This is a genomic window from Curtobacterium luteum (assembly GCF_014646995.1).
Taxonomy (GTDB): Bacteria; Actinomycetota; Actinomycetes; order Actinomycetales; family Microbacteriaceae; genus Curtobacterium; species Curtobacterium luteum.
Map to the genome: position 1 here is coordinate 1 of NZ_BMOI01000012.1, position 25,392 is coordinate 25,392.

Here is a 25,392-nt window from a genome sequence, read left to right on the forward strand (position 1 = left end):
CGAACGCGCCGTCGGGCCGCAGCGCCGCGTCCACGACGGTCTGCGGGTCCGCCACCAACGGCGCGGACCCCACCGCCCGCAAGACCGACTCCGTCCCGATCCAGGCAGCCACGAGGACGAGCACCACGAGCGCGACCGACACCGCCGTGGAGCGGGAGGGGTGCACGCTGCGGCGGCGGATGCGTCGTTCGACGGAACCGTTGCTCATGGTGGCCTCCTAACGGACGCGGCCGTCGTGCTCGCGCACGATGCCGGTGAGTTCGACGTGGGTGGGACCGACGCGCCGGCCGGTGAGGGCGGCCACGCGGTCCCGGATGTCGCCGGCGGCGTGGCCGGCGGCGGTGATGAGGTCGTCCTGCGCGCGGACGGGGCTCTCGACGTCGAGCGTCAGGGCTCCGGAAGCGTCGCCGAGTCCGACCCGGACCCGCTTGGCGGGGGCGCCGAGCCGTTCGGCTGCGACGGCCCGCGCGAGCGAGGTGAGAGCCCGGGCGGTGACCTCGACGCGGCCGGGCACGCCCGGGCCGGCGGTCACCGGGAGCTCCGACGTCCGGTCAGCACGTCGGTCAGGGCACCCCGGTCGATCTTGCCGGAGCTGATCGCGGCCACGAGGGCACCGATCGCGCCGAACACGATCACCAGGACGAAGCCCCAGAAGTCGAACTGGAGTGCCACGACGGCGAGGATGGCGCCGATGAGGGCGCCGACGAGTGTGTTACTCAACGCGGGACTCCTGCTTCTCGTCGGCCTCGTCGTCGTCGCCCGGGATGTAGACGTCCTGGACGGTGACGTTGACCTCGGCGACCTCCATGCCGACGATCTGCTCGAGGGCGCGCGCGACACCGGTGCGGACGCCGTCGGCGACCTGCTGCAGGGCGACCGGGTACTCGGCGACGATCACGATGTCCGCGGCGACCTGCTTCTCGCCGACCTCGACCTTGACACCCTGGCCGAAGTCCCGCTGCCCGATCGCGTCGCGGATCGCACCGATCGCGCGGGCAGCGCCCTTGCCGAGCGAGTGCACGCCGTTGACCTCGCGGGCGGCGATGCCGGCGACCTTCGCGACGACGGTGTCGTCGATCGTGGTCTTGCCGGACGGGTTGCCCGCGGCCGCGGTGCGCGGCGCCGTGGCGGTCGTCGAGGTGGTGGTCGTGGTGTCAGCCATGATTGCTCCTTCCGTGTCCCGCCGGGCGTTCCCAGCGGTTGCTGTTCACGGATGAGACGGGGCACCCCAGACGGTCGTCACGCCGTCCTGAGAGGAATCAGCCGACTCCCAGAGAACGGGTCCGAGCGCCGTGCACGTTGTACCCCTGTGCGGAGAACGGCTCGCACCGACGCCGGAACCGGCCGCGTCAGTGCGTGTCGGCGAGCGCCCCCGTCGCGGCCTTCCGGCGCCGCAGATCGGCCACGAACTCGGTGGGCGTGGTGCCGTGTTCGGCTCGGAACAGCTGCTGGAGCCGACGTGGTCGGACGCCGGCGGCCTCGGCGATGCTCGCGACCGTGAGCCTCCCGTCGAGGTGCTGCTCGATGAACGTGACGGCGGCACGGACCCGGGGGTTCGACCGGTCGCGGCGCGTGGTCGCCGGGTCCTCTCCGAACCGCTCGCGGTAGTCCCGCGCGAAGCGCCCCGGGTTCGTGAAGCCCCAGTGGTTCGCGACCATCCCGACCGACGGGTCGTCGGCCTGCAGCAGCTCGTCGCGGGCGCGGTCGAGTCGGTGGTCCCGGAGGAAGCGGCGGGGTGTGGTGCCCATGGTCCGCGCGAAGACCTCCTGCAGGCCGCGCTCGCTCAGTCCGCAGGCCGCGGCGATCCGCGTCACGGACGGGCGTTCCGCGGCGTGCTCCTCGATGAACCGCACGGCGTCCCGCAGCCGGTTCGCGACAGGGACGTCCTCGCCGCGGTTGCGGATCGGGAACGTGTCGAGGACGACGGTCGCCAGCCGCCGGTTGAGTGCCGTGCGCATCGGACCGGTCACCCGGTCGTCCAAGAGCGAGCCCTGGAGCTCGCGGATCAGGTGACGCAGGGGCTCGCGTCGGGCGATCGCCTCGTCCTGCTGGTCGAACAGCAGTGGGCCGTCCGGCAGCCGGAAGCCGAGCTGGCGACCGACCTCCCGGAGGAACGCGTCCGCGATGTGGATGCCGTGGTAGACGGTGCCGGACGACTCGAACCGGTACGCCTCCGACGCGGACGCGACGTACGGGGTCCCCGGTCTGACGACACGGGTGCGGTCGGGGAAGTGCATCTCGAGCTCGCCCGCGGTCAACCAGAACACGACGTGGTCCGTCCGGGGCCCGATCACACCGCCCCGACGCCCCCCGAGCGCCCGCATCGACCGCAGGGTGAGGTCGTCGTCGCCCACCATCGTGTACTCGTACCGGGTGTCGGCCGTCGCGAAGGTGTCGGTCGCGAACTCGCGGCCCGCGTACTCGGCAGTGAAGATCGTGGCGTAGTCGGTGCCGTCGTCGTGCGTGTACCGCGCTTTCCGGAACCCGTTGGGCGGCGCGGTGCTCATGGGGAATGTCTACACGACCGGGGTGAAGACCCACGCCGTCGCCCCGGAGGTGACCTCGATCCGGACCCGTCGCACGCCGCTGCCGGCCCTGCGGTCGAGGATCGCGAGCTCCCATTCGGCGTCGAGGTGCAGGAGGGCACCCGCGACCGCGTCGTCGGGACCGCCGGGACGGACCACGCCGTCCTCGACCAGCCAGCCGGGCAGCACGTCCTCGGTCGTCCGGAACAGGCGTCCGAACACCGCGTCCTGCGTCGACGGGTCCCGGAGGTCGCCGGTCGTGAAGACCTGGAACTCGGGACGCCCGGGGCGCGGTCCGCGCGGTGCGATGGCCGGCGTCGAGGTCCACACGAGTGCGCCGGCGAGCCCGGTCAACCCGAGGTGGAGCAGCCCGATCACGGCGAGGACGCCGCCCCAGACGATCCCGGAGGCGTCGCCCGGGCACGGGGTGTCGAACCCGTCCTCCCGGCAGGTCGCGTGCAGGTTCGCCGAACCGACCCCGACCGCGACGAGCCCGACGACGAGGAGCACCAACGCGAAGACGCCGAGGCCGATGACCCAACGCTGACCGGGGGAGAGACGCTGCACGAGTCGAGAACCTACCGGACCGCAGCGGGCGCGGGAGCGCGATCCGCGCCTCTCCCCACCGGCACGGCCGGAACGCCGCTGGCGCGTCGCTCCGGAACCGGCGGTGTGGGCCCAGTCTGGGTGTCGTCAGAACGCAACCAGTGACGTGGAATACCCCAGGGGGGTACCCTGTTCACGAAGGCGGAGGCACGATGCACGAGGACACCCACGCACACGTCGGCTACATCGGCGACAAGGACGACCTGCTCAAGCGGCTCCGTCGCGCCGAGGGCCAGGTGCGCGGCATCGCGCGCATGGTCGAGGACGAGACCTACTGCATCGACGTCCTCACGCAGATCTCCGCGGCGAACCGCGCACTCGAACGGGTCGCGCTCTCCCTGCTCGAGGACCATCTCAAGCACTGCGTCGCGGAGGCCGTCGCCGAGGGCGGCGACGCCGCCGACCAGAAGGTGCGCGAAGCGAGCGACGCGATCGCCCGCCTCGTCCGCTCCTGAACCGACAGCACCACCCGATGGAGGAACCAGCATGACCACCGAGACCCTGCTCGTCACCGGCATGACCTGCGAGCACTGCGTGATGAGCGTGACCGAGGAGCTGTCCGAGATCGACGCCGTCCAGAGCGTCGCCGTCGACCTCGTGCCCGGCGGCTCGTCCGCCGTGACCGTCACCTCCGACCAGCCCGTGGACGCCGACGTCCTCGACGGCGCGATCGCGGAGGCGGGGTACGAGGTCGTGCGGCCGTGAGCGACGTCGAGCTCGACATCACCGGGATGACCTGCGCCTCGTGCGCGAACCGCATCGAGCGCAAGCTCGGCAAGCTGCCCGGGGTCACCGCCACCGTGAACTACGCGACCGAGAAGGCGCAGGTGCGGGTGGGGGACGACGCGGACGTCGACGTCGAGCGACTCATCGCGACCGTGGAGTCGGCCGGGTACGGGGCGGCCGTGCCGGTGCCGCCGTCGAGCGCCGGGCCTGCGTCGACGGAGGGTGACGAGACCCGTCTGCTCCGGCAGCGCCTGCTCGTGTCGGCGCTCCTCGCCGTGCCCGTCGTGGTGTTGTCGATGGTGCCGGTCCTGCAGTTCCCGAACTGGCAGTGGGCGGCCCTGGCCCTCGCTGCGCCCGTCGCGGTGTGGGGTGCGCTGCCGTTCCACCGTGCCGCGTGGGTGAACGCCCGGCACGGCGCCGCGACGATGGACACCCTCGTGAGCGTCGGGGTCGGCGCGGCCTTCACCTGGTCGCTGTACGCCCTGTTCCTCGGGGACGCCGGCGTGCCCGGCATGCACATGACCTTCTCGTGGTTCGCGACCGATCCCGAGGGCACCGAGCTCTACCTCGAGGTCGCGACGGCCGTCACCGTGTTCGTGCTCGCCGGCCGGTACGCGGAGGCCCGCGCCAAGCGTGAGTCGAGCGCCGCCCTCCGAGCACTGCTCGAACTCGGCGCGAAGGACGCCGCCGTGCTCCGGGACGGCTCCGAGACGCGGGTGCCGGTGGCCTCGCTCGTGGTCGGCGACGTGGTCGTCGTGCGCCCGGGGGAGCGGATCCCGAGCGACGGCGTCGTGCGCGCCGGGTCCTCGGCGGTCGACCTCAGCATGCTCACGGGCGAGTCCGTCCCCGTGGAGGTCCGTGCGGGCGACCACGTCACCGGTGCGACCGTGAACGTCGGCGGCCGGCTCGAGGTGACCGTCACCGCGGTCGGCGCCGACACCGAACTCGCCCGGATGGGCAGGCTCGTCGAGGAGGCCCAGACCGGCAAGGCCGACGTCCAGCGGCTGGCCGACCGGGTGTCCGGCGTCTTCGTCCCGATCGTCATCGGGCTCGCGCTGCTGGCGTTCGTCGGCTGGCTCGTGGTCGGCGGTTCCGTGACGGCCGCGTTCACCGCGGCGGTCGCGACGCTCATCATCGCCTGCCCGTGCGCCCTCGGGCTCGCGACGCCCACCGCGCTGCTCGTCGGGACCGGCCGGGGGTCGCAGCTCGGCATCCTGATCGGCGGACCCGAGGTGCTCGAACGCACCCGGACGGTCGACACGATCGTGCTCGACAAGACCGGCACGGTGACCACGGGGACGATGGCCGTGCGGTCCGTCGTACCGGCCGCCGGCGTCGACCCCGACACGGTCCTCGCCCTCGCCGCAGCGGTCGAGGAGGGCTCCGAGCACCCGGTCGCGCGCGCCGTCGTCGTGGACGCCCGGTCGCGTTCCCTCGTCGTGCCGACCGCCGAGGGCTTCGCCGCCACTCCAGGGGCCGGTGTCCAGGCCGTGGTGTCCAGCGCGGACGCCCGCGCGGCCGCGGCGGTCGTCGTCGGCCGGTCGGACTGGCTCCGGGACGCCTGGGCCGTCGACCTGTCGGACGGCCTGCGGACCGCGGTCGAACGAGCCGAGGCCGAGGGCAGCACCGCCGTGGCCGTCGCGCGCGACGGGCTCGCGGTCGGGATCGTCGTCGTCGGTGACACGGTCAAGGACGAGTCCGCGGCGGCGGTCGGCCGCTTCCGGGCGCTCGGGCTGCGGCCGGTGCTCCTCACGGGCGACAACGATGGTGCCGCTCGGGTCGTCGCCGATGCGGTCGGGATCGAGGAGGTGCACGCCCGGGCGACACCGGCGTCGAAGCTCGAGGTCGTCCGTCGGCTCCAGCGGGACGGACACGTCGTGGCGATGGTCGGCGACGGGGTGAACGACGCCGCGGCGCTCGCGGCAGCGGACCTCGGCATCGCGATGGGATCCGGCACCGATGCGGCGATCGCGGCGAGTGACATCACCGTGGTGAGCGGGCGGCTGACGGTGGTCGCCGATGCCGTCCGGCTGTCGCGAGCCACGCTCCGTACGATCAAGGGCAACCTGTTCTGGGCGTTCGCGTACAACGTGGCCGCGGTGCCGCTCGCGATGGCCGGGCTGCTGAACCCGGTGCTGGCCGGGGCAACGATGGCGTTCTCGTCGGTGTTCGTGGTGACGAACAGCCTGCGGCTGCGGCGGTTCCGGCCGCTCGACTGAGGGGCAGCCGGCAGCACGGCGGTCGGCTCCGGTGGGGCGGTGCAGTCGGCAGGACGGTGCAGGATGGGCGCATGCGTCCCCTGCCCGGTGTCCTCGGTGCCGTGGCACCCGTCCACGTCGCTCCGATGGCCGGTGGCCCGAGCACACCCGGCCTCGTCGCGGCGGCGGCCCGCGCCGGGCACCTCGCCCAGCTCGCGGCGGGGTACCAGGACGTCGAGGGGCTCGCGGCGCAGGTCCGTGCCGTCCGCGCCGCGGGGACGGAGTCGTTCGGCGTGAACCTCTTCGCGCCGAACCCCGTGCGGATCGCCGACGACGTGTACGAGGCCTACCGCGCCGAGCTCGAACACGAGGCCGGTCGCCCGCTGCCGCCGAAGCACGAGGACGACGACGCCTGGGCGGACAAGATCGCAGCGCTCCTCGACGACCCGGTGCCGTTCGTGTCGTTCACGTTCGGGCTGCCCGACGCCGCCGTGGTCGCGGCCTTGCGCAGCCGCGGCACCGTCACGGTGCAGTCGGTCACGGACCCGACCGACGCCCGGGCCGCGGCCGAGCGCGGCATCGACGTCCTGCTCGTGCAGGGGGAGGCGGCCGGCGGCCACTCCGCGGTGCTCGACCCGACGAGCACGCCGGCACCGATCCCGCTCGCCGAGCTCGTGCGCCGGGTGGCAGCTGCGACCGACCTGCCGGTCGTCGCCGCCGGCGGGATCGGCAGCGCGGCCGACGTCCGCGAGCAGCTCGCGGCCGGGGCGTCCGCCGTCTCGGTGGGCACGGCGGTGCTCCGGACGGACGAGGCGGGCACGAACGCCACCCACCGGGCTGCGCTCGCCGACGCCGCGTTCGACCGGACGGTCCTGACCCGGGCGTTCACCGGGCGTCCGGCGCGGAGCCTCGCGAACGCCTTCACGCGGGCGCACCCGGACGCGCCGCTCGGCTACCCCGCGCTCCACCACCTGACCCGGCCGCTCCGGACCGATGCCGCCGCGAGCGGCGACGCGCAGCACCTCCACCTGTGGGCGGGTCGTGCCTGGCGGGCCGCGTCCGCCGGTCCCGTCGCGGACGTCCTGGAGGCGCTGCTCGCTTGACCGACGCCGGTCCGCCCACCCGAACCGCGCCTCCGTCCACGGCGAACGCGGACTGTGCGCGGGCCGAGCGCGACGGCACTACGCTCGGACCTGGTCCGCGACGCAACGGCGCGGTGACCCGCGGACCGTGTACCCACGTGATCCAGGAGGACCCCTCGTGACCGATTCCGCTCCCGTCGACCCCACATCGACCGACGGCTGGAAGAAGCTCGCCGCCATCGCCGACGGCTTCACCCCGGACCTGCGCGGGTGGTTCGACAGCGACCCCGGTCGTGCAGCGAAGTACACGTTCCAGGCCGCGGACCTCACCGTCGACCTGTCGAAGGGCCTCGTGACCGAGGACGTCCTGACGAACCTGCTGCAGGTCGCGCGGGACACCGGCGTCGCCGAGCGCTTCCGGTCGATGCTCGCCGGCGAGCACATCAACGTCACCGAGGACCGCGCCGTCCTGCACACCGCGCTCCGCCGCCCGGCGGGCATCGAGCCGTCGCTCGTCGTCGACGGGCAGGACGTCGACGCCGACGTGCACGCCACGCTCGACAAGGTGTACGCGTTCGCCGAGCAGATCCGCTCCGGCGCGTGGACCGGTGTCACCGGCAAGCGCATCGAGACCGTCGTCAACATCGGCATCGGTGGGTCGGACCTCGGCCCGGTCATGGTCTACGAAGCCCTCAAGCCGTACGTCCAGCCCGGCCTCGAAGCCCGCTTCGTCTCGAACATCGACCCGGCCGACATCTACGAGAAGACGGCGGACCTCGACCCCGAGACCACGCTCTTCATCGTGGCGTCGAAGACCTTCGGAACCCTCGAGACCCTGACGAACGCGCGCCTCGCCCGGCAGTGGCTCTGGGAGCGCCTCGGGCTCGCCGATGGCTCCGACGAGGACAAGACGAGCGCGGTCGCGAAGCACTTCGTCGCCGTCTCGACCGCACTCGACAAGGTCGCCGCGTTCGGCATCGACCCCGAGAACGCGTTCGGCTTCTGGGACTGGGTGGGCGGCCGCTACTCCGTCGACTCCGCCATCGGCACCGCGGTGGTCGTCGCGATCGGCAAGGAGCACTGGGAGCAGTTCCTCGCCGGGTTCCACGCCGTCGACGAGCACGTCCGCACGACGCCCCTCGAGCAGAACGTCCCGGTCCTCATGGGGGTGCTCAACGTCTGGTACTCGAACTTCCTCGGTGCCCAGAGCCACGCGGTGCTGCCGTACACGCAGTACCTGCACCGCTTCCCGGCGTACCTGCAGCAGCTCACGATGGAGTCGAACGGCAAGCGCGTCCGCTGGGACGGCAGCCCGGTCACGACGTCCACCGGCGAGGTCTTCTGGGGTGAGCCCGGCACGAACGGCCAGCACGCGTTCTACCAGCTCATCCACCAGGGCACGAACCTCGTCCCGGCGGACTTCATCACCATCGCCAACCCGCCGCGTCCGCTGACCGACGAGACCGGCGACGGCAAGGGCGTCGCGCCCGGCACCGACGTGCACACGCTGTTCCTCGCGAACTTCTTCGCGCAGACCAAGGCGCTCGCGTTCGGCAAGACCGCCGACGAGGTCCGTGCCGAGGGCACGACCGACGAGGGCATCGTCGCGGCGCGCACGTTCCCGGGCAACAAGCCGACGGCGTCGATCCTGGCGCCGGAGCTCACCCCGAGCGTCCTCGGGCAGCTCATCGCCCTGTACGAGCACATCGTGTTCACCGAGGGCACGATCTGGGGCATCGACTCGTTCGACCAGTGGGGTGTGGAGCTCGGCAAGCAGCTGGCGCTGCAGGTCACGCCGGCCGTCGAGGGCGACCAGGAGGCGCTCGACGCGCAGGACGCCTCGACCAAGGCGCTCATCGCGAAGTACCTGGAGCTGCGCGGGTAGCGCACGCTCCCACCTGACGGACGGGAGGCCCGTGGCGGATCCGCCACGGGCCTCCCGTCCGTCCATGCGCGCGGCGCGCGCGGGCGCAAGCGGGTCGGACCTGGACCGAGACTCGGGGTGAGCGACAGTTCTCTGGGCGCGCGTGCCGAGGAGTGTCGCTGGGCCCGAGTCTCGGGCCCTGCGATCTGAGCCTCGGGCGCCGTGACGGGCCGCGCGTCAGCGCGCGAGGGGGTCGAGGTTGAGGGTCGTGCCCTCGTAGAGGTACTGGTCGTCGCCGAACACCTGCACGCCCTCGTTCAGCCAGACGAGCGCGCGGACGCTGATGCTGAAGCGTGCCGCGACGTCCCCGATGAGGTCGTCCGGCGCCACGACGTACGACGTCGGCACACCGCTCGGCGTCGTCGCCGTGACCTGCCCGGCGGCGTTCGCCCGTGCGCCGCCGTCGACCGGGCGCACGTTGGTCGTCCGCGCCGGGACCGACCAGCGGACCGTCGTCACCGCGAGGACCTTGCCGGGGCCGAGCTCGATCGGCTCCGCGGAGTCGGGCCCCGCGGAGGAGTACGTCACGAGGGTGGTGAGCCCGGACGGATCGACACCGGAGCCGTCGAGCGGCACGGTCGCCGAGGTTCCCGGGGCCGCGGTCGCGCTGCCGAGTGGGTGATCGCCCACGCCCGTGTAGGTGAGCCCGTCGCCGACCGCCCGCGGCCGCTCGAACAGGGACACCGACACCGGGACCGGCAGCGTCGACGTGAAGCCGGAGTACTGCGCCGAGAACGTGTCGTCGCCGTCGGACACCATGCGGAAGTGGAAGTGGACGCTGCCGAGCGGTGACGCGACGTCCCCCTCCGCGACGACCGTCCCGGCGGCGATGCGGCTCAGCGTCGGTGCGGGCGCGGCCGCCTCGGTCGGTACGGGGGTCGGCGTGCGTGGGTGCGCCGATGCCTCGAGCAGTGCGTCGGCCGACGACTCGTCGGGAGTGGGCGTCGGGGTCGCTGACGGGCTCCCGGACCGATCCGATCGCGTCGGCGGCGGTACCGGGTCCGGGCTGCGGAGCAGGCTGCAGCCGCTCAGCGCGACGATCCCGATCGTCACGAGCCCCAGTGTGGCGACGGTCCTCGGTGCAGTCCCCATCGTGTTCCCCCTCCCGCGCGATGCTGTTCGGGGGAGTCCGTGCACGCGAACCGGTCGTGCGCTGTCGCCTGCAGGCGTTAGCGTCGTCGGCATGGACCGTTCGGAGATCCTCGCCGCCGCCGCGGCTGCCCACGCCGCCCGCATCGCGGAGTCCGGCGGTGACGACGCTGCCGCGCGCGCCCGTGCCGAGTCGATCGCCGGGCGCGATGCCCTGACCGACGACGCCGCCCGTGACGCCGCTCGCCGCCGCGCGGGCGAGGCCGACCGGGCCGCCGACCGCACCGAGGGCGCACTGTCCGACTGGCACCGGATGGGCACCCGTCGCGGGGTCACCCCGGACGAGCAGGTCCGCTCCGCTTGGTCGATCGCCGGCGTGCCGGAGCAGGGCGGGACGCGGGCCCTCGCGAACGTGTTGCTCTCCACCGCCGGGCACGCCGGGCGGGTCGCCGACGCAGCCCGTCGAGACCCGAAGCTCGCCGGCGCTGCGAGCGCTGCGGCACGCCGGACGGTTCGTCGGTACACGGACCACGGCGCGGGGATGGCCTCGCTGGGCGACGTCCTCGATGATGACACCATGACCGATTGACAGGACATGGATCGGAGTTACGATCGCTGCACGCGATGAAGCGCGATCACGGACGAAGGAGTCACCGGATGGTCGACATCGAGCAGACCGCACCGAACGCCACCCTGCCCCCGGTCGGGACGGGTCCGCACCGCCGCCGCCTGGGCGTGCTGGCACTCGTCGCCACCTTCGGCGGCCTGCTCTTCGGCTACGACACCGGCGTGATCAACGGTGCGCTGCGCCCCATGCGGACCGAGCTCGGTCTGACGAACCTCACCGAGGGCGTCGTCACGAGCTCGCTCCTGTTCGGCGCGGCGATCGGGGCGATGCTCGGCGGTCGCATCGCCGACGGATGGGGACGCCGGAAGACGATCATCCTGCTCGCCGTGACCTTCTTCGTCGGCACGGTCGTGTGCGTCGCGGCACCGAGCTTCGGCGTCATGGTCGTCGGACGGGTGCTCCTCGGCCTGGCGGTCGGTGGCGCCTCGACCGTGGTGCCGGTGTTCCTCGCCGAACTCGCGCCCTACGAGATCCGCGGGTCGCTGTCCGGCCGCAACGAGCTCATGATCGTCATCGGGCAGCTCGCGGCCTTCGTCGTGAACGCGGCCATCGGCAGCCTCTGGGGTGAGGGCGACGGCGTCTGGCGCGTCATGCTCGCCGTCTGTGCGCTGCCCGCGATCGCGCTCTTCGTCGGCATGCTCCGGGTCCCGGAGTCGCCGCGGTGGCTGGCCTCGGCGGGGCGGGGCGACGAGGCCCTCGAGGTGCTCCGGCAGATCCGGTCCGAGGAGCGCGCGAGGGCCGAGCTCGCGGACATCGAGCGGACGAACGCCGTCGAGGCCGAGGTGCAGCGCGAGAGTGGCTGGCGCGTCCTCCTCGGCAACAAGTGGCTCGTCCGGATCGTGCTCGTCGGCGCGGGCATCGGCGTCGCCCAGCAGCTCACCGGGATCAACTCGATCATGTACTACGGCCAGACCGTGCTCGTCGAGTCGGGCTTCCAGGAGCAGGCGGCCCTCATCGCCAACATCGCTCCCGGGGTCATCGCGGTGATCGGCGGCTTCATCGCCATCCGCAACATGGAGCGCATCAACCGGCGCACGACGCTCATCCTCGGGTACTCGCTGACCACGCTCTGCCACTTCCTCATCGGCATCGCGTCGATGACCCTGGTCGAGGGCAACCCGGCGCGTCCGTGGGTGATCCTGTTCCTCGTCGTCGCGTTCGTCGGGTCGATGCAGACCTTCCTCAACATCGCCACCTGGGTGATCCTGTCCGAGATCTTCCCGACGCAGATCAGGGCGCTCGGCATGGGCATCGCGGTGTTCTGCCTCTGGATCGCGAACGCGTTCCTCGGGCTGTACTTCCCCTCGATCGTCGCCGCGACCGGGATCACCGGCACCTTCTTCGGCTTCGCGGTCGTCGGGCTCCTCGCCCTGCTCTTCATCTGGAAGTTCGTGCCCGAGAGCCGCGGTCGCACCCTCGAGGAGGTCGAGGAGGGCGTCACCACCGGCAACATCTTCGTGGTCGACAAGAAGCGGGCGCGCGCCTGATCCCGCTCGACGGAGCAACCCACCGACGGGAGGCGCGGTGCCGGCTGGCACCGCGCCTCCCGTCCCTCGCCCACCCGGCTGGGAACGGCGGATCGGCCCGACCGTAGGCTCGGTCCGTCGTTGTAGCCGTACAAGTCCGGAGGTGTCGCGTGGTCGAGCTGGGTGCGCCTGCCTTCCCGTCCCCGCTCACCGCGCTCTGCGCGGTGCTCCTGGCCGTCGCGGTCGCCTGCGCGGTGTTCGTCGCGTTCGACGTCGTCCGGCACCCGCCGCAGATGCGGGTCATGGCGCTCGTGTGGCCGCTCACGATGCTGTTCGGCAGTGTCGTCTGGCTCGTCTTCTACCTCCGCCGGGGCCGGGCCACAGCGGCCGACCACGGGCGTTGGGCGGGCACCGCGATCGACACCAGCCATTGCGGCGCCGGCTGTGCACTCGGTGACCTGCTCGGCGAGTTCGGCCTCGCCTGGTTCCCCGCGATCGGGACCCTTGTCGGGCTCGGCTCGCTGTACCAGGACCGCATGGTCGCCGGGTGGGTCGTGGACTTCGTGCTCGCGTACCTGCTCGGCATCGGCTTCCAGTACTTCGCCATCGCCCCGATGCGCGGCCTCGGCGTCCGCGCCGGACTCGTCGCGGCCCTGAAGGCCGACACGCTCAGCATCGTCGCGTGGCAGATCGGCATGTACGGGCTCATGGCGGTCTGGCAGCTCGCCGTGTTCCCGGCGCTGTTCGGCGGCCGGGCGAGTGTCTTCTCCCCGGAGTTCTGGGTGGCGATGCAGCTCGCGATGGTGGCCGGCTTCGTGTGCGCGTACCCGGTGAACGCCTGGCTGGTCCGCCGCGGCATCAAGGATGCGATGTGACGGGCTGCGAGGATGGGCAGCATGGCCGACCTCGATGAAGTCCTCGCAGCATCCCGCGGACTGCTCGGCGTCGTCGCGAGGTCGCTGACGTCGGCGCTGGAGCACGTCACGGTGCCGCAGTTCCGCCTCATCGTCCTCGTCACGACGCTCGGCCCGACGCGTGCCGGTGACCTCGCCGAACGTCTGGCGGTGGGCCCGTCGACGCTCACGCGGAACGTTGACCGACTGGTGTCCGGCGGCTGGGTGGAGCGTCGACCGGGCTCGACGAACCGGCGCGAGGTGCTCATCGCCGCGACCGAGCAGGGTCGGGCGCTCGTCGACGAGGTCAGCGAGCGGCGCAGTCGGGAGCTCGCCCAGGTCCTCGAGCGGGTGCCCGAACCGGACCGACCGGCGGTGATCGCGGGCATGCGGGCGCTCCGCAGGGCGATGGACGAGCCGCTGCCCGAGGAGGTCTCCGCGTTCGGGGGCTGATCTCCGTCACTCGACGCCGCAGAGTTGTACGCGTACAATCGTTGTGTTCGTACAACTGATGGAGGACCGTGTCGACATCCGCTCCTGCCCGTCCTCGCCACGTCGCTGACCCTCGGCATCGGCGGCTCCGGCGGGGTCTTCGCGCCGTCGCTGTTCATCGGCGCGATGGTCGGTGCAGCGTTCGGCGAGGTCGCGGCGACGGTCGACCCGGCCCTGCACGGGCAGGTCGGGGCGTTCGCGGTCGTGGGGATGGGGGCCGTCTTCGCCGGGTCGACGAGGGCACCGATCACTGCGGGCATCATGCTCTTCGAGCTGACCGGTGACCACGCCCTGGTGCTGCCCGTCGTCGTGGCGGTCGTCATCGCGACCGCGGTGTCGAAGGTCCTCGCACGCGACACCGTCTACACGCTCAAGCTCAGTCGCCGCGGCGTCGACCTGACCGACTCCGCGCTCGCGGTCCGACGTTCCTCCGGCCGGACCGCCGGAGGAGCAGCACGGCCGCTCGGCCCGGTGGTGTCCAGGGCTGCGAGCGCGGCCGACGCGCTCGCAGCCCTGGAGTCCGGGGGCGGCGCGCCCGTCGTCGTCCTGGACGCCGACGGACACTTCGCCGGGGTCGTGTCCGCGCGGTCCGCCGGGGACGCGGTGCTCACGGACGTGGAGTTCGCGGCCCGCCCGGTGACGGACGTGCTGTCCGACGTCGTCCCGGTCCGCAGCGACGCCGGGCTCGACACCGTCGTGCAGGACGTGGTGGACGCGTCGGACACCGCCGGACTCCCGGTCGTCGACGAGGACGGCCGCCCGGTCGGGTGGCTCGGGCAGGCGGACGCGCTGCGGGCTCTGGTCCTCGCTCGGTGACGGACTGGAGGCTCGTGGCGGATCCGCCACGAGCCTCCAGTCCGTCTGCTGGGCCCGCTACGGGCGCAGGAGCACCTTGCCGACGCGGCCCGCGGTGTCGCTGGCGCGCGCAGCCGCGCGGGCCTCCTCGAACGGGAAGACCTCGGAGACGGGGAGCGTCAGCGACCCGTCGAGTACGCGGGTGATGAGCTCGCCGAAGAGCTGCTGCTTGAGCGGCGCGTCCATCGTCTTGCTGACGACGGCGCCCCAGAAGCCCTTGACCGTGAGCTGGCCGAAGATGACCTTGCCCGACGGGATCTCGAGCGTGGGAGAGGCCATCGCGCCGAACACGACGAGGGTGCCGTTCTCGCCCATGACGGAGGCGAGGTCACCGGCGGCCTTGCCACCGACGGACTCCACGCCCGCGATGATCGGTGCGCCGCCCGTGATCGCGCGGACCTGGTCCTGCCAGTCGTCGGCGTCGGTGGCCACGATGCGGTCGATGCCCTGCTCGCGGAGCTCCTCGACACCGGCAGCGCGGCGGACGAGCCCGATCACGTTGATGCCCCGGGCCTTGCCGAGCTGCGCGACCATGCGCCCGACGGCGCCGTTCGCGGCGTTCTGGATGAGCCAGTCGCCCTCGTGCAGGTCGAGCGAGTGCAGCAGGCTGATCGCGCTGAACGGCATCGACACGAGCTGTGCCGCGGCCTCGTCGGACATGTCGTCCGGCACCGGCACGAGGCCGGCCGCGTTCGCGGTGTAGTGCTCGGCCCACACGCCGAAGGTGCCGCCGGCGACGCGCTGGCCGACGGACAGGTTCGTGACGCCGTCGCCGAGGGCCTCGACGACGCCGAGTGCCTCGGTGCCGGAGGCTGCGGGCAGCTCGGGCTTGAAGCCGTAGGTGCCGCGGATCGTCCACAGGTCGTGGTTGTGGATGGGGGAGAGGACGGTGCGGACGAGGACCTCGCCGGCGCCGGGGGTCGGGACCGGGCGCTCCTCGGTGGTCAGCACGTCGGCGGGCTCGCCGAACTCGTGGTGGACGACGGCGCGCATGGTGGTGGGGATGGTGTCGGTCATGCTCAGTCCTCCGAGACGGTGATGGTGACGTCGATGTTGCCGCGGGTCGCGTTCGAGTACGGGCAGACCTGGTGCGCGGCGTCCGCGAGGGCCTGGGCCTGGTCGTGCTCGAGCCCGGGCAGCACGACCTCGAGCAGGACGGCGAGCTGGTAGCCGCCGTTGCCGTTCGGGCCGATCTGGACGCGGCCGCCGACGGACGAGTCGGCGATCTTCACCTTCTGCGCGCGGGCGACGCCCTGGAGCGCGGAGTGGAAGCAGGCGGCGTACCCGGCGGCGAAGAGCTGCTCGGGGTTCGTGCCGGCTCCGGAGCCGCCCATCTCCTTCGGGATCGCGAGGTCGAGCGCGAACGAGCCGTCGCTGGTCGCGACGCGGCCGTCGCGGCCGGCACCGGTGGAGAGGGCCTCGGCGGTGTAGAGGGCTTCCATGTGGTTCCTTCCTTCGTGGGGTCAGTGGTGCTGCGCGGCGGCCTGCTGGGGCTCCGCGGCAGCGTGCATGGTGGCGGTGAGGCGCTGGAGCGTGGAGATGAGCTCGAGTGCGGCCTGCTCGTCGGACAGGCCCATGCCCTGGGCGATGCGGGCCGGGACGTGCGCCAGCTCGGGCCGGATCGAGCGGCCCCGCTCGCCGAGCGTCACGCTGACGACGCGCTCGTCGGTGCTCCGGCGCTCACGACGCACGAGGTCGGTCTGTTCCATCCGGCGCAACAGCGGCGAGAGGGTGCCCGAGTCGAGTCGGAGGTGGTCGCCGAGGGACGACACGGTCTGGTCGCCCTCGATCCAGAGGGTGACGAGCACCAGGTACTGCGGGTAGGTCAGTCCCCACGGTTCGAGCAGGGCGCGGTACGCCTGGGTCGTCGCCCGGGACGCCGCGTAGAGCGAGAAGCACACCATCTCGTCGGTCACCGGCATGCTCCGAGTGTTGCACACAACAACGTTGTGCACAACCGAGTTGCGGATGGCTGCAGCGGGAACCGACATCTGCACGGGGCGGACGGGAGGCACGGTGCGGGCCGGCCCCGTGCCTCCCGTCCGCCCCGTCTCAGCGTCCGGAGCCGCGGGCCGGTCAGCCTGCCGCGACCGGCCGGTCCGTCGTCGGCGTGGCCGACGTCTCGGACTCCGGGCGCCGGAGTCGGAGCGTCGCAGCCAGGCCGAGCACGAGGAACCCGGCCGCCGAGAACGCTGCCGCCCGGGTGCCGTCGCTGAACGCCTCCGCCGCGGTGTCCGCGACGGCCGGGTCCTGCGCGCGGAGCCCGGCGATGGCGCCGCCGGAGGACGTCACGACGGCGTCGGCCACCCGGGAGGCGGTCGCCGCGGGGGTGCCGGTGTCCTCGAGGCGGTGCTCCACGAGCGCGCTCGTCGACGTGAACAGCACCGTGCCGAGCACCGCGATCCCCAGGGCGGACCCGATCTGCCGGGCGGTGCTCTGGGCGCCGGAGGCCTCCCCGCTCCGTTCGACGGGGACGTCCTGCAGGACGACGCCGGTGAGCTGCGCGGTGGCGAGCCCGACGCCGAAGCCGTAGACGAACAGGCACGGCACGATCGCCCACCACGGGGTCGACGACGACACCACGAACCCGACCGCGGCGACCCCGACGATCTCGGCAGCGATGCCGAGCCGGACGATGGGCAACGCGCCGATCCGCTGGCCGGCGGTGGCGGCGAACCCGCTCGCGACGAAGGAGCCGACGGCGAGGGCGAGCAGGACGAAGCCGGTCTGCAGTGCGGAGTAGCCGAGGACGTTCTGCAGCCAGAGCGGGAGCGACAGGATGATGCCGAACTCGCCGAGCGAGACGATCAGCGCTGCGACGGAGCCGCCGCGGAAGGACGCGATGCCGAACAGGTCGAGGGCGATGAGCGTCGACCGTCCCGCACGCTGCCGCCGCCGCGTCCACACCACGAAGAGCAGGCCCGCGACGACGGTGAGGGCGAACGCGTACGGGATCGGCGAGAGGGCGCCCGGCCAGGACCAGTCCCCGACACGCAGGCGCTCGGCGTTGGTCCACCAGCCGTAGGTCCGGCCCTCGATGAGGCCGAACACGAGCGACGCGCTCGCGAGCACGCTGAGCACGGCGCCGACGACGTCGATCCGGCCGGCGTGCACCTCGTCGCGGGACTCCCGGACGAACACGAGCGCGCACGCGACGATCGCGACACCGAGCGGGATGTTGATGCCGAAGGCCCAGCGCCACGAGAACGCGGTCGTGAGCCAGCCGCCCAGCAGCGGACCGACGGCCACCATGCCGCCGATCGTCGAACCCCACACCGCGAACGCGATGCCGCGCTCCCGTCCGGTGAAGGTGGCGTTGACGAGTGAGAGCGTCGTCGGCAGGACCATCGCACCGCCGACGCCCTGGACGATCCGGGCCAGCACGAGCAGCTCGCCGCTCGGGGCCAGTGCGGCGAGGACCGAGGCCGCGGCGAACACCGTGACCCCGACCACCATGAGCAGTCGTCGGCCGAGCCGGTCGGCGAGCGAGCCGAAGACGAGCAGGAGTGCCGCGAACACGAGCGTGTAGCTCTCCTGCACCCACTGCACGGCCGTCGAGCCGATGTCCAGGTCGCGGACGATGCTCGGGATCGCGACGTTCACGATCGTCGAGTCGACGATGATCAGCGACACGGCGACGCTGATCACGACGAGACCGGCCCAGCGGCGACGGTCGGGGCTCGGGGTCGGTGTGGTGGACGGGGTGACCATGCGGTGCCTCCTGAGATCGTCAGCATGCTGATCGTCACCGTACGCCTGCTCGCGCCGTGACGTGGAGCCCGCTCACCGCCGGGGTACGGCGGGCGTCGAGCACGCGCATGGGCACGGACGGTTAGGCTGACGTGACCCACGATGACCAGCAACCACCTCGACCACTCCGCGGCACCCGCAGCCGGCGACACCCGCCGCACGGGACGCGCCGCCTCCCACGGCAAGACGATCCTCATCGGGGAGCACGCCGTGGTCCACGGCGCACCCGCACTCGTCCTGCCGGTCCTCGACGCCCGGGTGGTCGCGACGGTCACGCCGATCGACACCGCGCCCGCCGTGCCGCACCCCGACGCCGACCCGGCGACCGGTCACCTGCTCGAGTCCGCGGTCCACACGGGTCCGCTCGACACCGCCCCCGCCGCGGTCCTGCCGACCGTCACCGCGGTGACCGCCACGCTGCGCCACTTCGGGGTCACCGACCGACGGTTCCACGTCCGGGTCGAGAGCGACGTCCCGACCGCGCGGGGCATGGGGTCGAGCGCTGCCGTGGCCGCCGCGGTCACCGCCGCGGTCGCCGACGCCCTCGGCCACACCCTCGACGCCGACACGCACCACGAGCTCGTCCAGGAGTGCGAGCGCATCGCCCACGGACGGCCCTCCGGACTCGACGCACGCGGCGTGGTCGCCGACGCGCCGGTCTGGTTCGACGGCGGGCGGATCGAGCCCGTAGCGCTCGGGGCCCGGTTCACCTTCGTCGTCGCCGACACCGGCGTCCCCGGTCACACCCGGGAAGCCGTCGCGTCCGTCCGGGACCGCCTCGAGCGCGACCCCGTCGGCGTCCGCGGGACGATCGACGCGATCGGTGCGCTCGCGCACGCCGCCCGCGCCGCCCTCGAGCGCGGCGACGCCCGGGCGCTCGGTGCGAGCATGGACGCCGCCCACGGGCTGCTCGACGACCTCGGGGTGTCGAGCGGCGACCTCGACCGGCTCGTCGAGGCGGCCCGCGCCGCGGACGCACTCGGCGCCAAGCTCACGGGCGGCGGTCGCGGCGGCTGCGTCCTGGCCCTCGCCGCCGACGACGACCACGCGGACCGGATCGCGGCCGCACTCCGCGGCGCCGGCGCCGCAGCCACCTGGACCACCACGATCGGAGACCGCGCATGACCACCGCAACGGCCGTCGCGCACCCCAACATCGCCCTCGTCAAGTACTGGGGCAAGGCGGACGCGTCGCTCGCGCTGCCCGCGACCGGCAGCGTGTCGATGGGTCTCGACGTCTTCCCCACGACGACGACGGTCACGGTCGGCGCCGCCGAGGACACCCTGACGCTCAACGGCGCGGCGACGACCGACGGCGCGCTGGTCCGGGTCACGCAGTTCCTCGACCTCGTGCGCGACCTCGCCGGCTCCACCGACCGCGCCGCCCGTCGTCAGTGACAACACCGTGCCGACCGGCGCCGGCCTCGCCTCGAGCGCCTCCGGCTTCGCCGCGCTCGCCACCGCCGCGGCCGCTGCCTACGGACTCGACCTCTCCCCGCGCGACCTCTCGCGGCTCGCCCGACGTGGTTCCGGATCGGCCACGCGGTCGATCCCCGGTGGCGTCGCGGTCTGGCACGCCGGCGACGACCAGGGCTCCTACGCGGAACCCGTGCCCGCGCCGCCGATGGCGATGGTGGTCGTCACGATCGACGCCGGACCGAAGCCGATCGGCTCCCGCGAGGCCATGCGCCGCACCATCGCGACGTCGCCGTTCTACCCTGCGTGGGTGACGTCGACGACCGAGACGGTCACCGACGTGCTGACCGCCTGTGCGGCGGGCGACTTCACCCGCATCGGCGAGCTCACCGAGAGCAACGCGCTCCGCATGCACGCCACGATCGAGGGCGCGTTCCCGCCGATCCGGTACCTCACCGCCCGCAGCGTCGCGGTGTTCGACGCCGTCGCCGGGCTCCGTGCCGACGGACTGCAGGCGTGGGCCACCGCGGACGCCGGTCCGAACGTCGTCGTCCTCACCACGCCCGAGGACCGCGGGACGGTGGCCGCCGCCCTCGCCGGGTACGGGGACGTCATCGAGTCCGGCACCGGACCAGGCGCGCACCTGCTCCGCTCCGAAGACACGGAGGCGCCCGGGCCGGGCGTCGTCCGACCCGAGGAGTCCGCCGAGTGATCGAGTTCCGCGCCCACGGCAAGCTGTTCGTCGCGGGGGAGTACGCCGTCGTCGAGCCCGGGCAGCCGTCCGTGCTCATCGCGCTCGACCGCGCCATCACGGCCCGGGTGAGCGAGGGCCGCGGCGCCGGCAGCGTGCACTCCGAGGAGTACGGCCACCTGCCGCTGACGTGGACCCGGGCCGAGGACGGCCTCGCGCTCGACCGGGAGCACCACCCGTACGACTACGTGATGGCGACCATCGACCTCGTCGAGAAGCTCCGGGCCGAACGGGGGATCGCACCGCGGTTCCACGACCTCCGCATCCAGAGCCAGCTCGACGACGCGAGCGGCCGGAAGTTCGGCCTGGGGTCCTCCGCCGCCGTCACGGTCGCGACCGTCGGCGCCCTCGACCGCTTCTACGGCCTCGGCCTCAGCCAGCGCGACCGCTTCCGGGTGGCGCTCCTGGCGACCATCCGGGTGAACCCCCGGGCCTCCGGGGGCGACCTCGCCGCGAGCACCTTCGGCGGCTGGCTCCGCTACAGCGCCCCGGACCGCGAACTGCTCGCCGCGCTGCTGCAGCCCTCGCCAGACCGCGGTGACGGCAGCGTCTCGGGCATCCTCGACGACACCGACGCGTGGACGGGCTTCGACGTGCAGCGCCTCCCGGCGCCCGCGGACCTGCGGCTCCTCGTCGGCTGGACCGGTTCGCCGGCGTCGACGACGAAGCTCGTCAGCGTCGTGCGCGAGCACCGGAACGGCGGGTACCAGGCGTTCCTCGACGAGAGCCGGGCCTGCGTCGACGACCTCACCACGGGCCTCCAGACCGGCGACGCCGAGCGCACGCTCGACGCGCTCCGTCGCGCCCGCGTCCTGCTGCAGCGCCTCGGCGCGTCCGTCGGGTCGCAGATCGAGACCGACCGGCTCGCCACCCTGTGCGACGTGGTCGAGGCCGCCGGCGGCGCGGCCAAGCCCTCCGGTGCCGGCGGCGGTGACTGCGGCATCGCGCTCGTCCCGGCGGACACCGACCTCACCGCCATCCACCGCGCCTGGGAGGCGCACGACATCAGGCACCTCAGCGTCGCGGTGCAGGCGCCCGAAGGAGACCTCGATGACTGACCTGACCACCCCGATCCCGACCAAGTGGGTCGGTCCGATCCGCGTGAGCGGCAACGCGGTCGAGGGCGAGCACGAGGTGCCGCTCGCGACGTACGAGTCGCCGCTCTGGCCGTCCGTGGGCCGTGGCGCCCGGATCTCGCGCATGGTCGAGGGCGGCATCGTCGCGACCGTCGTCGACGAGCGCATGACCCGGTCCGTCGTGGTCCGCGCCGAGAGCGCAGCGGCCGCGCACTCCGCCACCGGACGCATCCTCGCGCGGCAGGCCGAACTCGAGGCGCTCGTCGCCGGGCAGAGCCGGTTCGCGAAGCTCATCGAGGTGCACCCCGAGATCGTGGGCGACCTGCTGTTCCTGCGCTTCGCGTTCACCACGGGCGACGCCTCGGGGCACAACATGGTCACCCAGGCGGCGGACACGCTCCTGCCGGCGATCCTCGCGTGGGAGCCGGGTCTGCAGTACGTCAGCATCTCGGGCAACTTCTGCACCGACAAGAAGGCCACCGCGGTGAACGGCATCCGCGGTCGCGGTCGGAACACCGTCGCCGAGATCGTGATCCCGGGCGAGGTCGTCGAGAAGCGCCTGCGGTCCACCCCCGAGCGGATCGCCGAGCTCAACGTCGCCAAGAACCTCATCGGCTCCACCATCGCCGGGGCGCTGCGCTCCGCGAACGCGCACTACGCGAACATGCTCCTCGGGTTCTACCTCGCCACCGGCCAGGACGCCGCGAACATCGTCGAGGGCTCCCAGGGCATCACCACGGCCTCGGTGCGCGGCGACGACCTGTACTTCTCGACCGCGCTCCCGCACCTCATCGTCGGCACGGTCGGCAACGGCAAGGGCGGCGACCTGCCCGTCGTCGAGGACGCCCTCGTCCGCCTCGGCTGCCGCGAGGACCGCGCGCCCGGCGAGAACGCCCGCCGCCTGGCAGCCCTGTGCGCCGCGACGGTGCTGTGCGGCGAGCTGTCGCTGCTCGCGGCGCAGACGAACCCGGGAGAACTCATGGCAGCGCACGTCGCGATGGAACGACGTGGCGCGGCAGCAGGAGGTGCAGCATGACCGCCATCGGCATCCACGACATCGCGATCGCGACCGGACACCACGTCCTCGAGCTCGACGACCTGGCAGAGCGCCTCGGCGTGGACCCCGCGAAGTACCACGTCGGCATCGGACAGGACGCCTTCAGCGTGCCGGCGCCGGACGAGGACATCGTCACGATGGGCGCCGCAGCCGCGAAGGAGGTCATCGACCGCCACGGCGTCGACGGCATCCGGACCGTGCTGTTCGCCACCGAGTCCGGCGTCGACCAGTCCAAGGCCGCCGGCGTGTTCGTGCACGGGCTGCTCGGGCTGCCGCAGTCGGTCCGGGTGGTCGAGCTGAAGCAGGCCTGCTACGGCGGCACTGCTGCCGTGCAGCTCGCCCTCGGGATCATCGCCCGGTCGCCGCAGGAGCGCGTGCTCGTCATCGCGGCGGACGTCGCGCGGTACGACGTCGACACCGCGGCCGAGCCCACGCAGGGTGCCGGAGCGGCGGCGCTCCTCATCAGCGCCGACCCCGACCTCATCGAGATCGAGCCGGCCGCCGGCGTCTTCACCGCCGACGTCGACGACTTCTGGCGGCCGAACGACCGCTCGACCGCGCTCGTCGACGGGCGGCTGTCGGTCACGGCGTACGTCGACGCGTTCGTCGGGGCGTGGGACGACCTCGTCGCCCAGGGCGGCCCCGGCTACGAGGACATCGCGCGCTGGGTCCACCACCAGCCCTTCACGAAGATGGCGATCAAGGCGCACCGGAAGCTCGCCCAGCACGTTGGGCAGCCGTTCGACGAGTCGGAGCTCGCCGTCGGGTTCACGTACAACAAGCAGACCGGCAACACCTACACGGCGTCGATCTGGATCGCGCTCGCGGCCCTGCTCGACCTCGACGACGAGCTCGACGGGCAGCGGCTCGCGATGTTCAGCTACGGGTCCGGCAGCGTCGGGGAGCTCCTCACCGGCATCGTCCGGGCGGGGTACCGCACGCACCGCCGGGAGGGCCGCGTCCGCGCGGTGCTCGACGCCCGGGTCCCGCTGACGGTGGACGCCTACCGGGAGCTCCACGCCGCCGGTGCCGCAACGAGCGAGGACACCGACCGACCGCGGGTCACCACGGCGCCGTACCGGTTCGCCGGGGTGCGCGGCGGTGCCCGCCGCTACGAGCCGACCGCGCAGGACTGACGCGCGCCGCGCGCCGCGCGCCGCGTCTCGTGGCGGAGCCGCCGAGTCTCGTGATCAGCGACTGATCTCGTACCGATGAGCGCGAGAGTCGTCGCTCAGGGCGAATCTCGTGGCGGCGCCCGCGCCCAGCGCGACCCCAACGGCGGCCGGGAGGCGCGTGCCGGCGCCGCCACGGGCCTCCCGGCCGTCTGCTGGTCACGCCGTTACGCGACCGGTCAGGCGGTCGCGAGCACCTCGCGCTCCAGTCGCCGGTAGCTCGCCTCCATGCCGTCGGTCATCCCGGTGGCGAGGATCGCGTCCCGCTGCTCGACGCTCGGGTAGGTGACGAGCAGGGTCAGGAGTGTCGCGCCGTCGACCTCCGCGAGCTGCAGGTCGTTCGTGTTCGGCGGGTACGGGGCACCGGTCATCGCCTCGGTGCTGACGATCCGGCGCTCGGGCTGCACGAGGGTGTTCTCGCCCTCGAAGCCGAACGGCTCGCCGGCGGTGTCACCGACCGGGGCCCAGGCCTGCCGGAAGCGTCCGCCCACCACGAGGTCGTTCTCGCAGACGGTCATCTCCCAGCCGTCCGGGCCGAGCAGCCACCGGCGCATCAGGTCCGGCTCGGTGTGGGCCCGCCAGACGGCGTGCCGCGGGGCGTCGAACGCGCGGGTGAACCGCACGTGGGTGTCGTCGAGGACCTCGGTGACGACACCCCTGCCGAGCGCGTACTCGCGGAGGTCGGCGAGCACCCGGTCGAGCTGGCCGAACGCCTCGGCGTAGCCCTGCTCCATGCCCATCGCGAGGAGGGTCTCGAGCGCCTCGGCCGTCGGGAACGTCGTGGTGATGCGCATCCGGGAGCCGGACTCGGTCGGCTCGAAGTCGAGGACGCTCGTGCTCGGCGGCTGCGCTGCGTCGACCTCGCCGTCCTCGGTCGCGAACAAGTCGTCGAACGCGAGTCGGGTGGGGGCGTCCACCGCGATCACGAGCCAGACGGACCGGTAGACCTCCCCGTCCGGGCCGGTCATGTCGTAGCGGGCTCGGCCGCCGGGGCGGAGGTCGAACTCCGAGAACGTCGCCGGGTAGCTCGGCGGTCCCCAGAACCGTTCGAGCCGGCGGGGGTCGGTGAAGGCTCCCCAGAGTCGTTCGACGGGGACGGGGAAGTCCGCGACGAGCGTGGTCGTCAGGGCTTCCGGGTCGGTGTGCACGCTGGTCACGGGCATGGTCGCTCCCTCGTCGTCTTGGTGGTGGTCGTCGTCTTGGTGGTGTCGGTGGTGTTCGTCAGTGCTCGTCGTCGCCGGCGAGCAGGCTCTCGAGTCGGTCGATGCGGCCACGCCAGAGCCGGCCGTACTCCTCGAGCAGCCCGCGCACGCGGTCGAGCTGCTCGGGATCGGCGCGCACGATGCGGACGCGCCCGCGTGGTTCCTTGGTCACGAGTCCTGCTCCCTCGAGGACGGTGACGTGCTTCTGCACGGCGGCGAACGACATGTCGTACGCCTCCGCGAGTCCGGAGACGGTGGCACCGTCGGCGAGGGTCCGCCGGACGATGTCGCGTCGCGTCGCGTCGGCGAGCGCGTGGAACACGCGGTCGACCTCGGCGTCGCTGAGCGCTGTTCGTACAACCATTTGGTTGTACGTTACGCCGGGCGCAACGAAGGCGCAAGGTCCGGGCCGCAGCACGAGTCTCGGGCAGGCGGACAGATCTCGCGCTGCGGAGCACGAGAAGTGTCCGCGTGGCCGAGACTCG

Annotated in this window: 28 protein-coding genes and 1 pseudogene; 16 read left to right on the top strand and 13 right to left on the bottom strand. The window is 72.8% G+C overall.

Annotated elements, in window-relative coordinates:
- The 6 genes and pseudogenes from IEY20_RS12945 to IEY20_RS12970 form a co-directional block, all read right to left on the bottom strand.
- A pseudogene (locus tag IEY20_RS12945) lies at positions 1-208 on the bottom strand (hypothetical protein); the annotation flags it as partial.
- Positions 209-217: 9 nt separating this feature from the next.
- Positions 218-532, bottom strand: a complete 315-nt coding sequence (locus tag IEY20_RS12950) for a hypothetical protein (RefSeq protein WP_175328002.1) — start codon at positions 530-532, stop codon at positions 218-220.
- Complete coding sequence (locus IEY20_RS12955; protein WP_175328003.1) at positions 529-720, bottom strand: hypothetical protein; 192 nt, start codon at positions 718-720, stop codon at positions 529-531. The genes IEY20_RS12950 and IEY20_RS12955 overlap by 4 nt, the downstream gene beginning before the upstream one ends.
- Entirely contained in the window at positions 713-1,162 is a 450-nt protein-coding gene (locus tag IEY20_RS12960) for an Asp23/Gls24 family envelope stress response protein (protein ID WP_175328004.1), read from the bottom strand. Before IEY20_RS12960 ends, IEY20_RS12955 begins: the two co-directional genes overlap by 8 nt.
- 187 nt (positions 1,163-1,349) lie before the next feature.
- The gene (locus IEY20_RS12965; RefSeq protein ID WP_175328005.1) at positions 1,350-2,507 is read right to left on the bottom strand and encodes a helix-turn-helix domain-containing protein; all 1,158 of its coding nucleotides are present in this window, start codon (positions 2,505-2,507) and stop codon (positions 1,350-1,352) included.
- Between the two features lie 9 nt (positions 2,508-2,516).
- Entirely contained in the window at positions 2,517-3,092 is a 576-nt protein-coding gene (locus IEY20_RS12970; RefSeq protein WP_175328006.1) for a hypothetical protein, read from the bottom strand.
- 191 nt (positions 3,093-3,283) lie between these two features.
- Here IEY20_RS12970 and IEY20_RS12975 point away from each other — a divergent pair, with 191 nt between their 5' ends.
- The 5 genes from IEY20_RS12975 to pgi all read left to right on the top strand — a co-directional run bounded on the left by IEY20_RS12975 (position 3,284) and on the right by pgi (position 9,022).
- A complete protein-coding gene (locus tag IEY20_RS12975) occupies positions 3,284-3,586 on the top strand; it encodes a metal-sensitive transcriptional regulator (protein WP_175328007.1) in 303 nt (100 codons plus the stop codon).
- Between the two features lie 31 nt (positions 3,587-3,617).
- Entirely contained in the window at positions 3,618-3,836 is a 219-nt protein-coding gene (locus IEY20_RS12980) for a heavy-metal-associated domain-containing protein (protein WP_175328008.1), read from the top strand.
- A 26-nt stretch (positions 3,837-3,862) separates the two neighbouring features.
- On the top strand, positions 3,863-6,076 hold the full coding sequence (locus IEY20_RS12985) for a heavy metal translocating P-type ATPase (RefSeq protein WP_188889226.1): 2,214 nt from the start codon (positions 3,863-3,865) through the stop codon (positions 6,074-6,076).
- 71 nt (positions 6,077-6,147) lie between these two features.
- Entirely contained in the window at positions 6,148-7,158 is a 1,011-nt protein-coding gene (locus IEY20_RS12990) for a nitronate monooxygenase (RefSeq protein WP_175328009.1), read from the top strand.
- Between the two features lie 157 nt (positions 7,159-7,315).
- Positions 7,316-9,022, top strand: coding sequence for a glucose-6-phosphate isomerase (pgi, locus tag IEY20_RS12995; protein ID WP_175328010.1), 1,707 nt, complete (start codon positions 7,316-7,318; stop codon positions 9,020-9,022).
- Positions 9,023-9,238: 216 nt separating this feature from the next.
- On the opposite strand, the gene IEY20_RS13000 is transcribed toward pgi, so the two are convergent.
- The gene (locus tag IEY20_RS13000; protein WP_229728051.1) at positions 9,239-10,114 is read right to left on the bottom strand and encodes a LysM domain-containing protein; all 876 of its coding nucleotides are present in this window, start codon (positions 10,112-10,114) and stop codon (positions 9,239-9,241) included.
- 130 nt (positions 10,115-10,244) lie between these two features.
- Here IEY20_RS13000 and IEY20_RS13005 point away from each other — a divergent pair, with 130 nt between their 5' ends.
- From IEY20_RS13005 to IEY20_RS13025, 5 genes are all read left to right on the top strand, one after another.
- A complete protein-coding gene (locus IEY20_RS13005) occupies positions 10,245-10,739 on the top strand; it encodes a hypothetical protein (protein WP_175328012.1) in 495 nt (164 codons plus the stop codon).
- 68 nt (positions 10,740-10,807) lie between these two features.
- The gene (locus IEY20_RS13010) at positions 10,808-12,265 is read left to right on the top strand and encodes a sugar porter family MFS transporter (protein WP_175328013.1); all 1,458 of its coding nucleotides are present in this window, start codon (positions 10,808-10,810) and stop codon (positions 12,263-12,265) included.
- A 149-nt stretch (positions 12,266-12,414) separates the two neighbouring features.
- A complete protein-coding gene (locus IEY20_RS13015; RefSeq protein ID WP_022903018.1) occupies positions 12,415-13,119 on the top strand; it encodes a DUF4396 domain-containing protein in 705 nt (234 codons plus the stop codon).
- Positions 13,120-13,140: 21 nt separating this feature from the next.
- Complete coding sequence (locus tag IEY20_RS13020) at positions 13,141-13,590, top strand: MarR family winged helix-turn-helix transcriptional regulator (RefSeq protein ID WP_175328014.1); 450 nt, start codon at positions 13,141-13,143, stop codon at positions 13,588-13,590.
- A gap of 24 nt (positions 13,591-13,614) precedes the next feature.
- A complete protein-coding gene (locus IEY20_RS13025; protein WP_175328015.1) occupies positions 13,615-14,445 on the top strand; it encodes a chloride channel protein in 831 nt (276 codons plus the stop codon).
- Positions 14,446-14,502: 57 nt separating this feature from the next.
- Here the strand turns inward: IEY20_RS13025 and IEY20_RS13030 are convergent, their stop codons facing one another.
- The 4 genes from IEY20_RS13030 to IEY20_RS13045 form a co-directional block, all read right to left on the bottom strand.
- Complete coding sequence (locus IEY20_RS13030; protein ID WP_031273019.1) at positions 14,503-15,477, bottom strand: zinc-binding dehydrogenase; 975 nt, start codon at positions 15,475-15,477, stop codon at positions 14,503-14,505.
- 26 nt (positions 15,478-15,503) lie between these two features.
- On the bottom strand, positions 15,504-15,926 hold the full coding sequence (locus tag IEY20_RS13035) for an organic hydroperoxide resistance protein (RefSeq protein WP_022903022.1): 423 nt from the start codon (positions 15,924-15,926) through the stop codon (positions 15,504-15,506).
- A 21-nt stretch (positions 15,927-15,947) separates the two neighbouring features.
- A complete protein-coding gene (locus IEY20_RS13040) occupies positions 15,948-16,406 on the bottom strand; it encodes a MarR family winged helix-turn-helix transcriptional regulator (RefSeq protein WP_022903023.1) in 459 nt (152 codons plus the stop codon).
- A 154-nt stretch (positions 16,407-16,560) separates the two neighbouring features.
- Positions 16,561-18,195 carry a DHA2 family efflux MFS transporter permease subunit gene (locus tag IEY20_RS13045; protein WP_175328016.1) on the bottom strand — a complete coding sequence of 545 codons (1,635 nt, stop codon included), beginning with the start codon at positions 18,193-18,195 and terminating at the stop codon, positions 16,561-16,563.
- A gap of 141 nt (positions 18,196-18,336) precedes the next feature.
- Here IEY20_RS13045 and mvk point away from each other — a divergent pair, with 141 nt between their 5' ends.
- Genes mvk through IEY20_RS13070 form a run of 6 tightly spaced genes read left to right on the top strand, consistent with a single transcriptional unit; the run spans position 18,337 to position 23,669 of the window.
- Entirely contained in the window at positions 18,337-19,359 is a 1,023-nt protein-coding gene (mvk, locus tag IEY20_RS13050; protein WP_175328017.1) for a mevalonate kinase, read from the top strand.
- Positions 19,356-19,631, top strand: coding sequence for a diphosphomevalonate/mevalonate 3,5-bisphosphate decarboxylase family protein (locus IEY20_RS17145; protein ID WP_229728052.1), 276 nt, complete (start codon positions 19,356-19,358; stop codon positions 19,629-19,631). Before mvk ends, IEY20_RS17145 begins: the two co-directional genes overlap by 4 nt.
- Positions 19,632-19,638: 7 nt before the next feature.
- A complete protein-coding gene (mvaD, locus tag IEY20_RS13055; protein ID WP_229728054.1) occupies positions 19,639-20,361 on the top strand; it encodes a diphosphomevalonate decarboxylase in 723 nt (240 codons plus the stop codon).
- Positions 20,358-21,458, top strand: coding sequence for a phosphomevalonate kinase (locus IEY20_RS13060; protein WP_175328018.1), 1,101 nt, complete (start codon positions 20,358-20,360; stop codon positions 21,456-21,458). Before mvaD ends, IEY20_RS13060 begins: the two co-directional genes overlap by 4 nt.
- The gene (locus IEY20_RS13065) at positions 21,451-22,512 is read left to right on the top strand and encodes a hydroxymethylglutaryl-coenzyme A reductase family protein (protein WP_188889202.1); all 1,062 of its coding nucleotides are present in this window, start codon (positions 21,451-21,453) and stop codon (positions 22,510-22,512) included. Before IEY20_RS13060 ends, IEY20_RS13065 begins: the two co-directional genes overlap by 8 nt.
- Positions 22,509-23,669: a hydroxymethylglutaryl-CoA synthase gene (locus IEY20_RS13070; protein ID WP_175328019.1), complete on the top strand. Its 1,161-nt coding sequence runs from the start codon at positions 22,509-22,511 to the stop codon at positions 23,667-23,669. Before IEY20_RS13065 ends, IEY20_RS13070 begins: the two co-directional genes overlap by 4 nt.
- Positions 23,670-23,884: 215 nt before the next feature.
- Here IEY20_RS13070 and IEY20_RS13075 read toward each other — a convergent pair whose 3' ends face one another.
- A complete protein-coding gene (locus IEY20_RS13075) occupies positions 23,885-24,868 on the bottom strand; it encodes an SRPBCC family protein (RefSeq protein ID WP_175328020.1) in 984 nt (327 codons plus the stop codon).
- A 58-nt stretch (positions 24,869-24,926) separates the two neighbouring features.
- Entirely contained in the window at positions 24,927-25,271 is a 345-nt protein-coding gene (locus IEY20_RS13080; protein WP_022904550.1) for an ArsR/SmtB family transcription factor, read from the bottom strand.
- Positions 25,272-25,392: the final 121 nt, after the last annotated feature.

What these genes read in the sequence shown, in the direction of transcription:
- IEY20_RS12960 (WP_175328004.1), bottom strand. Translation starts at nt 1,162, where the DNA reads ATGGCTGACACCACGACCACCACCTCGACGACCGCCACGGCGCCGCGC.
- IEY20_RS12965 (WP_175328005.1), bottom strand. Translation starts at nt 2,507, where the DNA reads ATGAGCACCGCGCCGCCCAACGGGTTCCGGAAAGCGCGGTACACGCAC.
- IEY20_RS12975 (WP_175328007.1), top strand. Translation starts at nt 3,284, where the DNA reads ATGCACGAGGACACCCACGCACACGTCGGCTACATCGGCGACAAGGAC.
- IEY20_RS12980 (WP_175328008.1), top strand. Translation starts at nt 3,618, where the DNA reads ATGACCACCGAGACCCTGCTCGTCACCGGCATGACCTGCGAGCACTGC.
- IEY20_RS12985 (WP_188889226.1), top strand. Translation starts at nt 3,863, where the DNA reads ATGACCTGCGCCTCGTGCGCGAACCGCATCGAGCGCAAGCTCGGCAAG.
- IEY20_RS12990 (WP_175328009.1), top strand. Translation starts at nt 6,148, where the DNA reads ATGCGTCCCCTGCCCGGTGTCCTCGGTGCCGTGGCACCCGTCCACGTC.
- IEY20_RS13005 (WP_175328012.1), top strand. Translation starts at nt 10,245, where the DNA reads ATGGACCGTTCGGAGATCCTCGCCGCCGCCGCGGCTGCCCACGCCGCC.
- IEY20_RS13010 (WP_175328013.1), top strand. Translation starts at nt 10,808, where the DNA reads ATGGTCGACATCGAGCAGACCGCACCGAACGCCACCCTGCCCCCGGTC.
- IEY20_RS13020 (WP_175328014.1), top strand. Translation starts at nt 13,141, where the DNA reads ATGGCCGACCTCGATGAAGTCCTCGCAGCATCCCGCGGACTGCTCGGC.
- IEY20_RS13030 (WP_031273019.1), bottom strand. Translation starts at nt 15,477, where the DNA reads ATGCGCGCCGTCGTCCACCACGAGTTCGGCGAGCCCGCCGACGTGCTG.
- IEY20_RS13035 (WP_022903022.1), bottom strand. Translation starts at nt 15,926, where the DNA reads ATGGAAGCCCTCTACACCGCCGAGGCCCTCTCCACCGGTGCCGGCCGC.
- IEY20_RS13040 (WP_022903023.1), bottom strand. Translation starts at nt 16,406, where the DNA reads ATGCCGGTGACCGACGAGATGGTGTGCTTCTCGCTCTACGCGGCGTCC.
- IEY20_RS13045 (WP_175328016.1), bottom strand. Translation starts at nt 18,195, where the DNA reads ATGGTCACCCCGTCCACCACACCGACCCCGAGCCCCGACCGTCGCCGC.
- mvk (WP_175328017.1), top strand. Translation starts at nt 18,337, where the DNA reads ATGACCAGCAACCACCTCGACCACTCCGCGGCACCCGCAGCCGGCGAC.
- IEY20_RS17145 (WP_229728052.1), top strand. Translation starts at nt 19,356, where the DNA reads ATGACCACCGCAACGGCCGTCGCGCACCCCAACATCGCCCTCGTCAAG.
- IEY20_RS13065 (WP_188889202.1), top strand. Translation starts at nt 21,451, where the DNA reads ATGACTGACCTGACCACCCCGATCCCGACCAAGTGGGTCGGTCCGATC.
- IEY20_RS13070 (WP_175328019.1), top strand. Translation starts at nt 22,509, where the DNA reads ATGACCGCCATCGGCATCCACGACATCGCGATCGCGACCGGACACCAC.
- IEY20_RS13075 (WP_175328020.1), bottom strand. Translation starts at nt 24,868, where the DNA reads ATGCCCGTGACCAGCGTGCACACCGACCCGGAAGCCCTGACGACCACG.
- IEY20_RS13080 (WP_022904550.1), bottom strand. Translation starts at nt 25,271, where the DNA reads ATGGTTGTACGAACAGCGCTCAGCGACGCCGAGGTCGACCGCGTGTTC.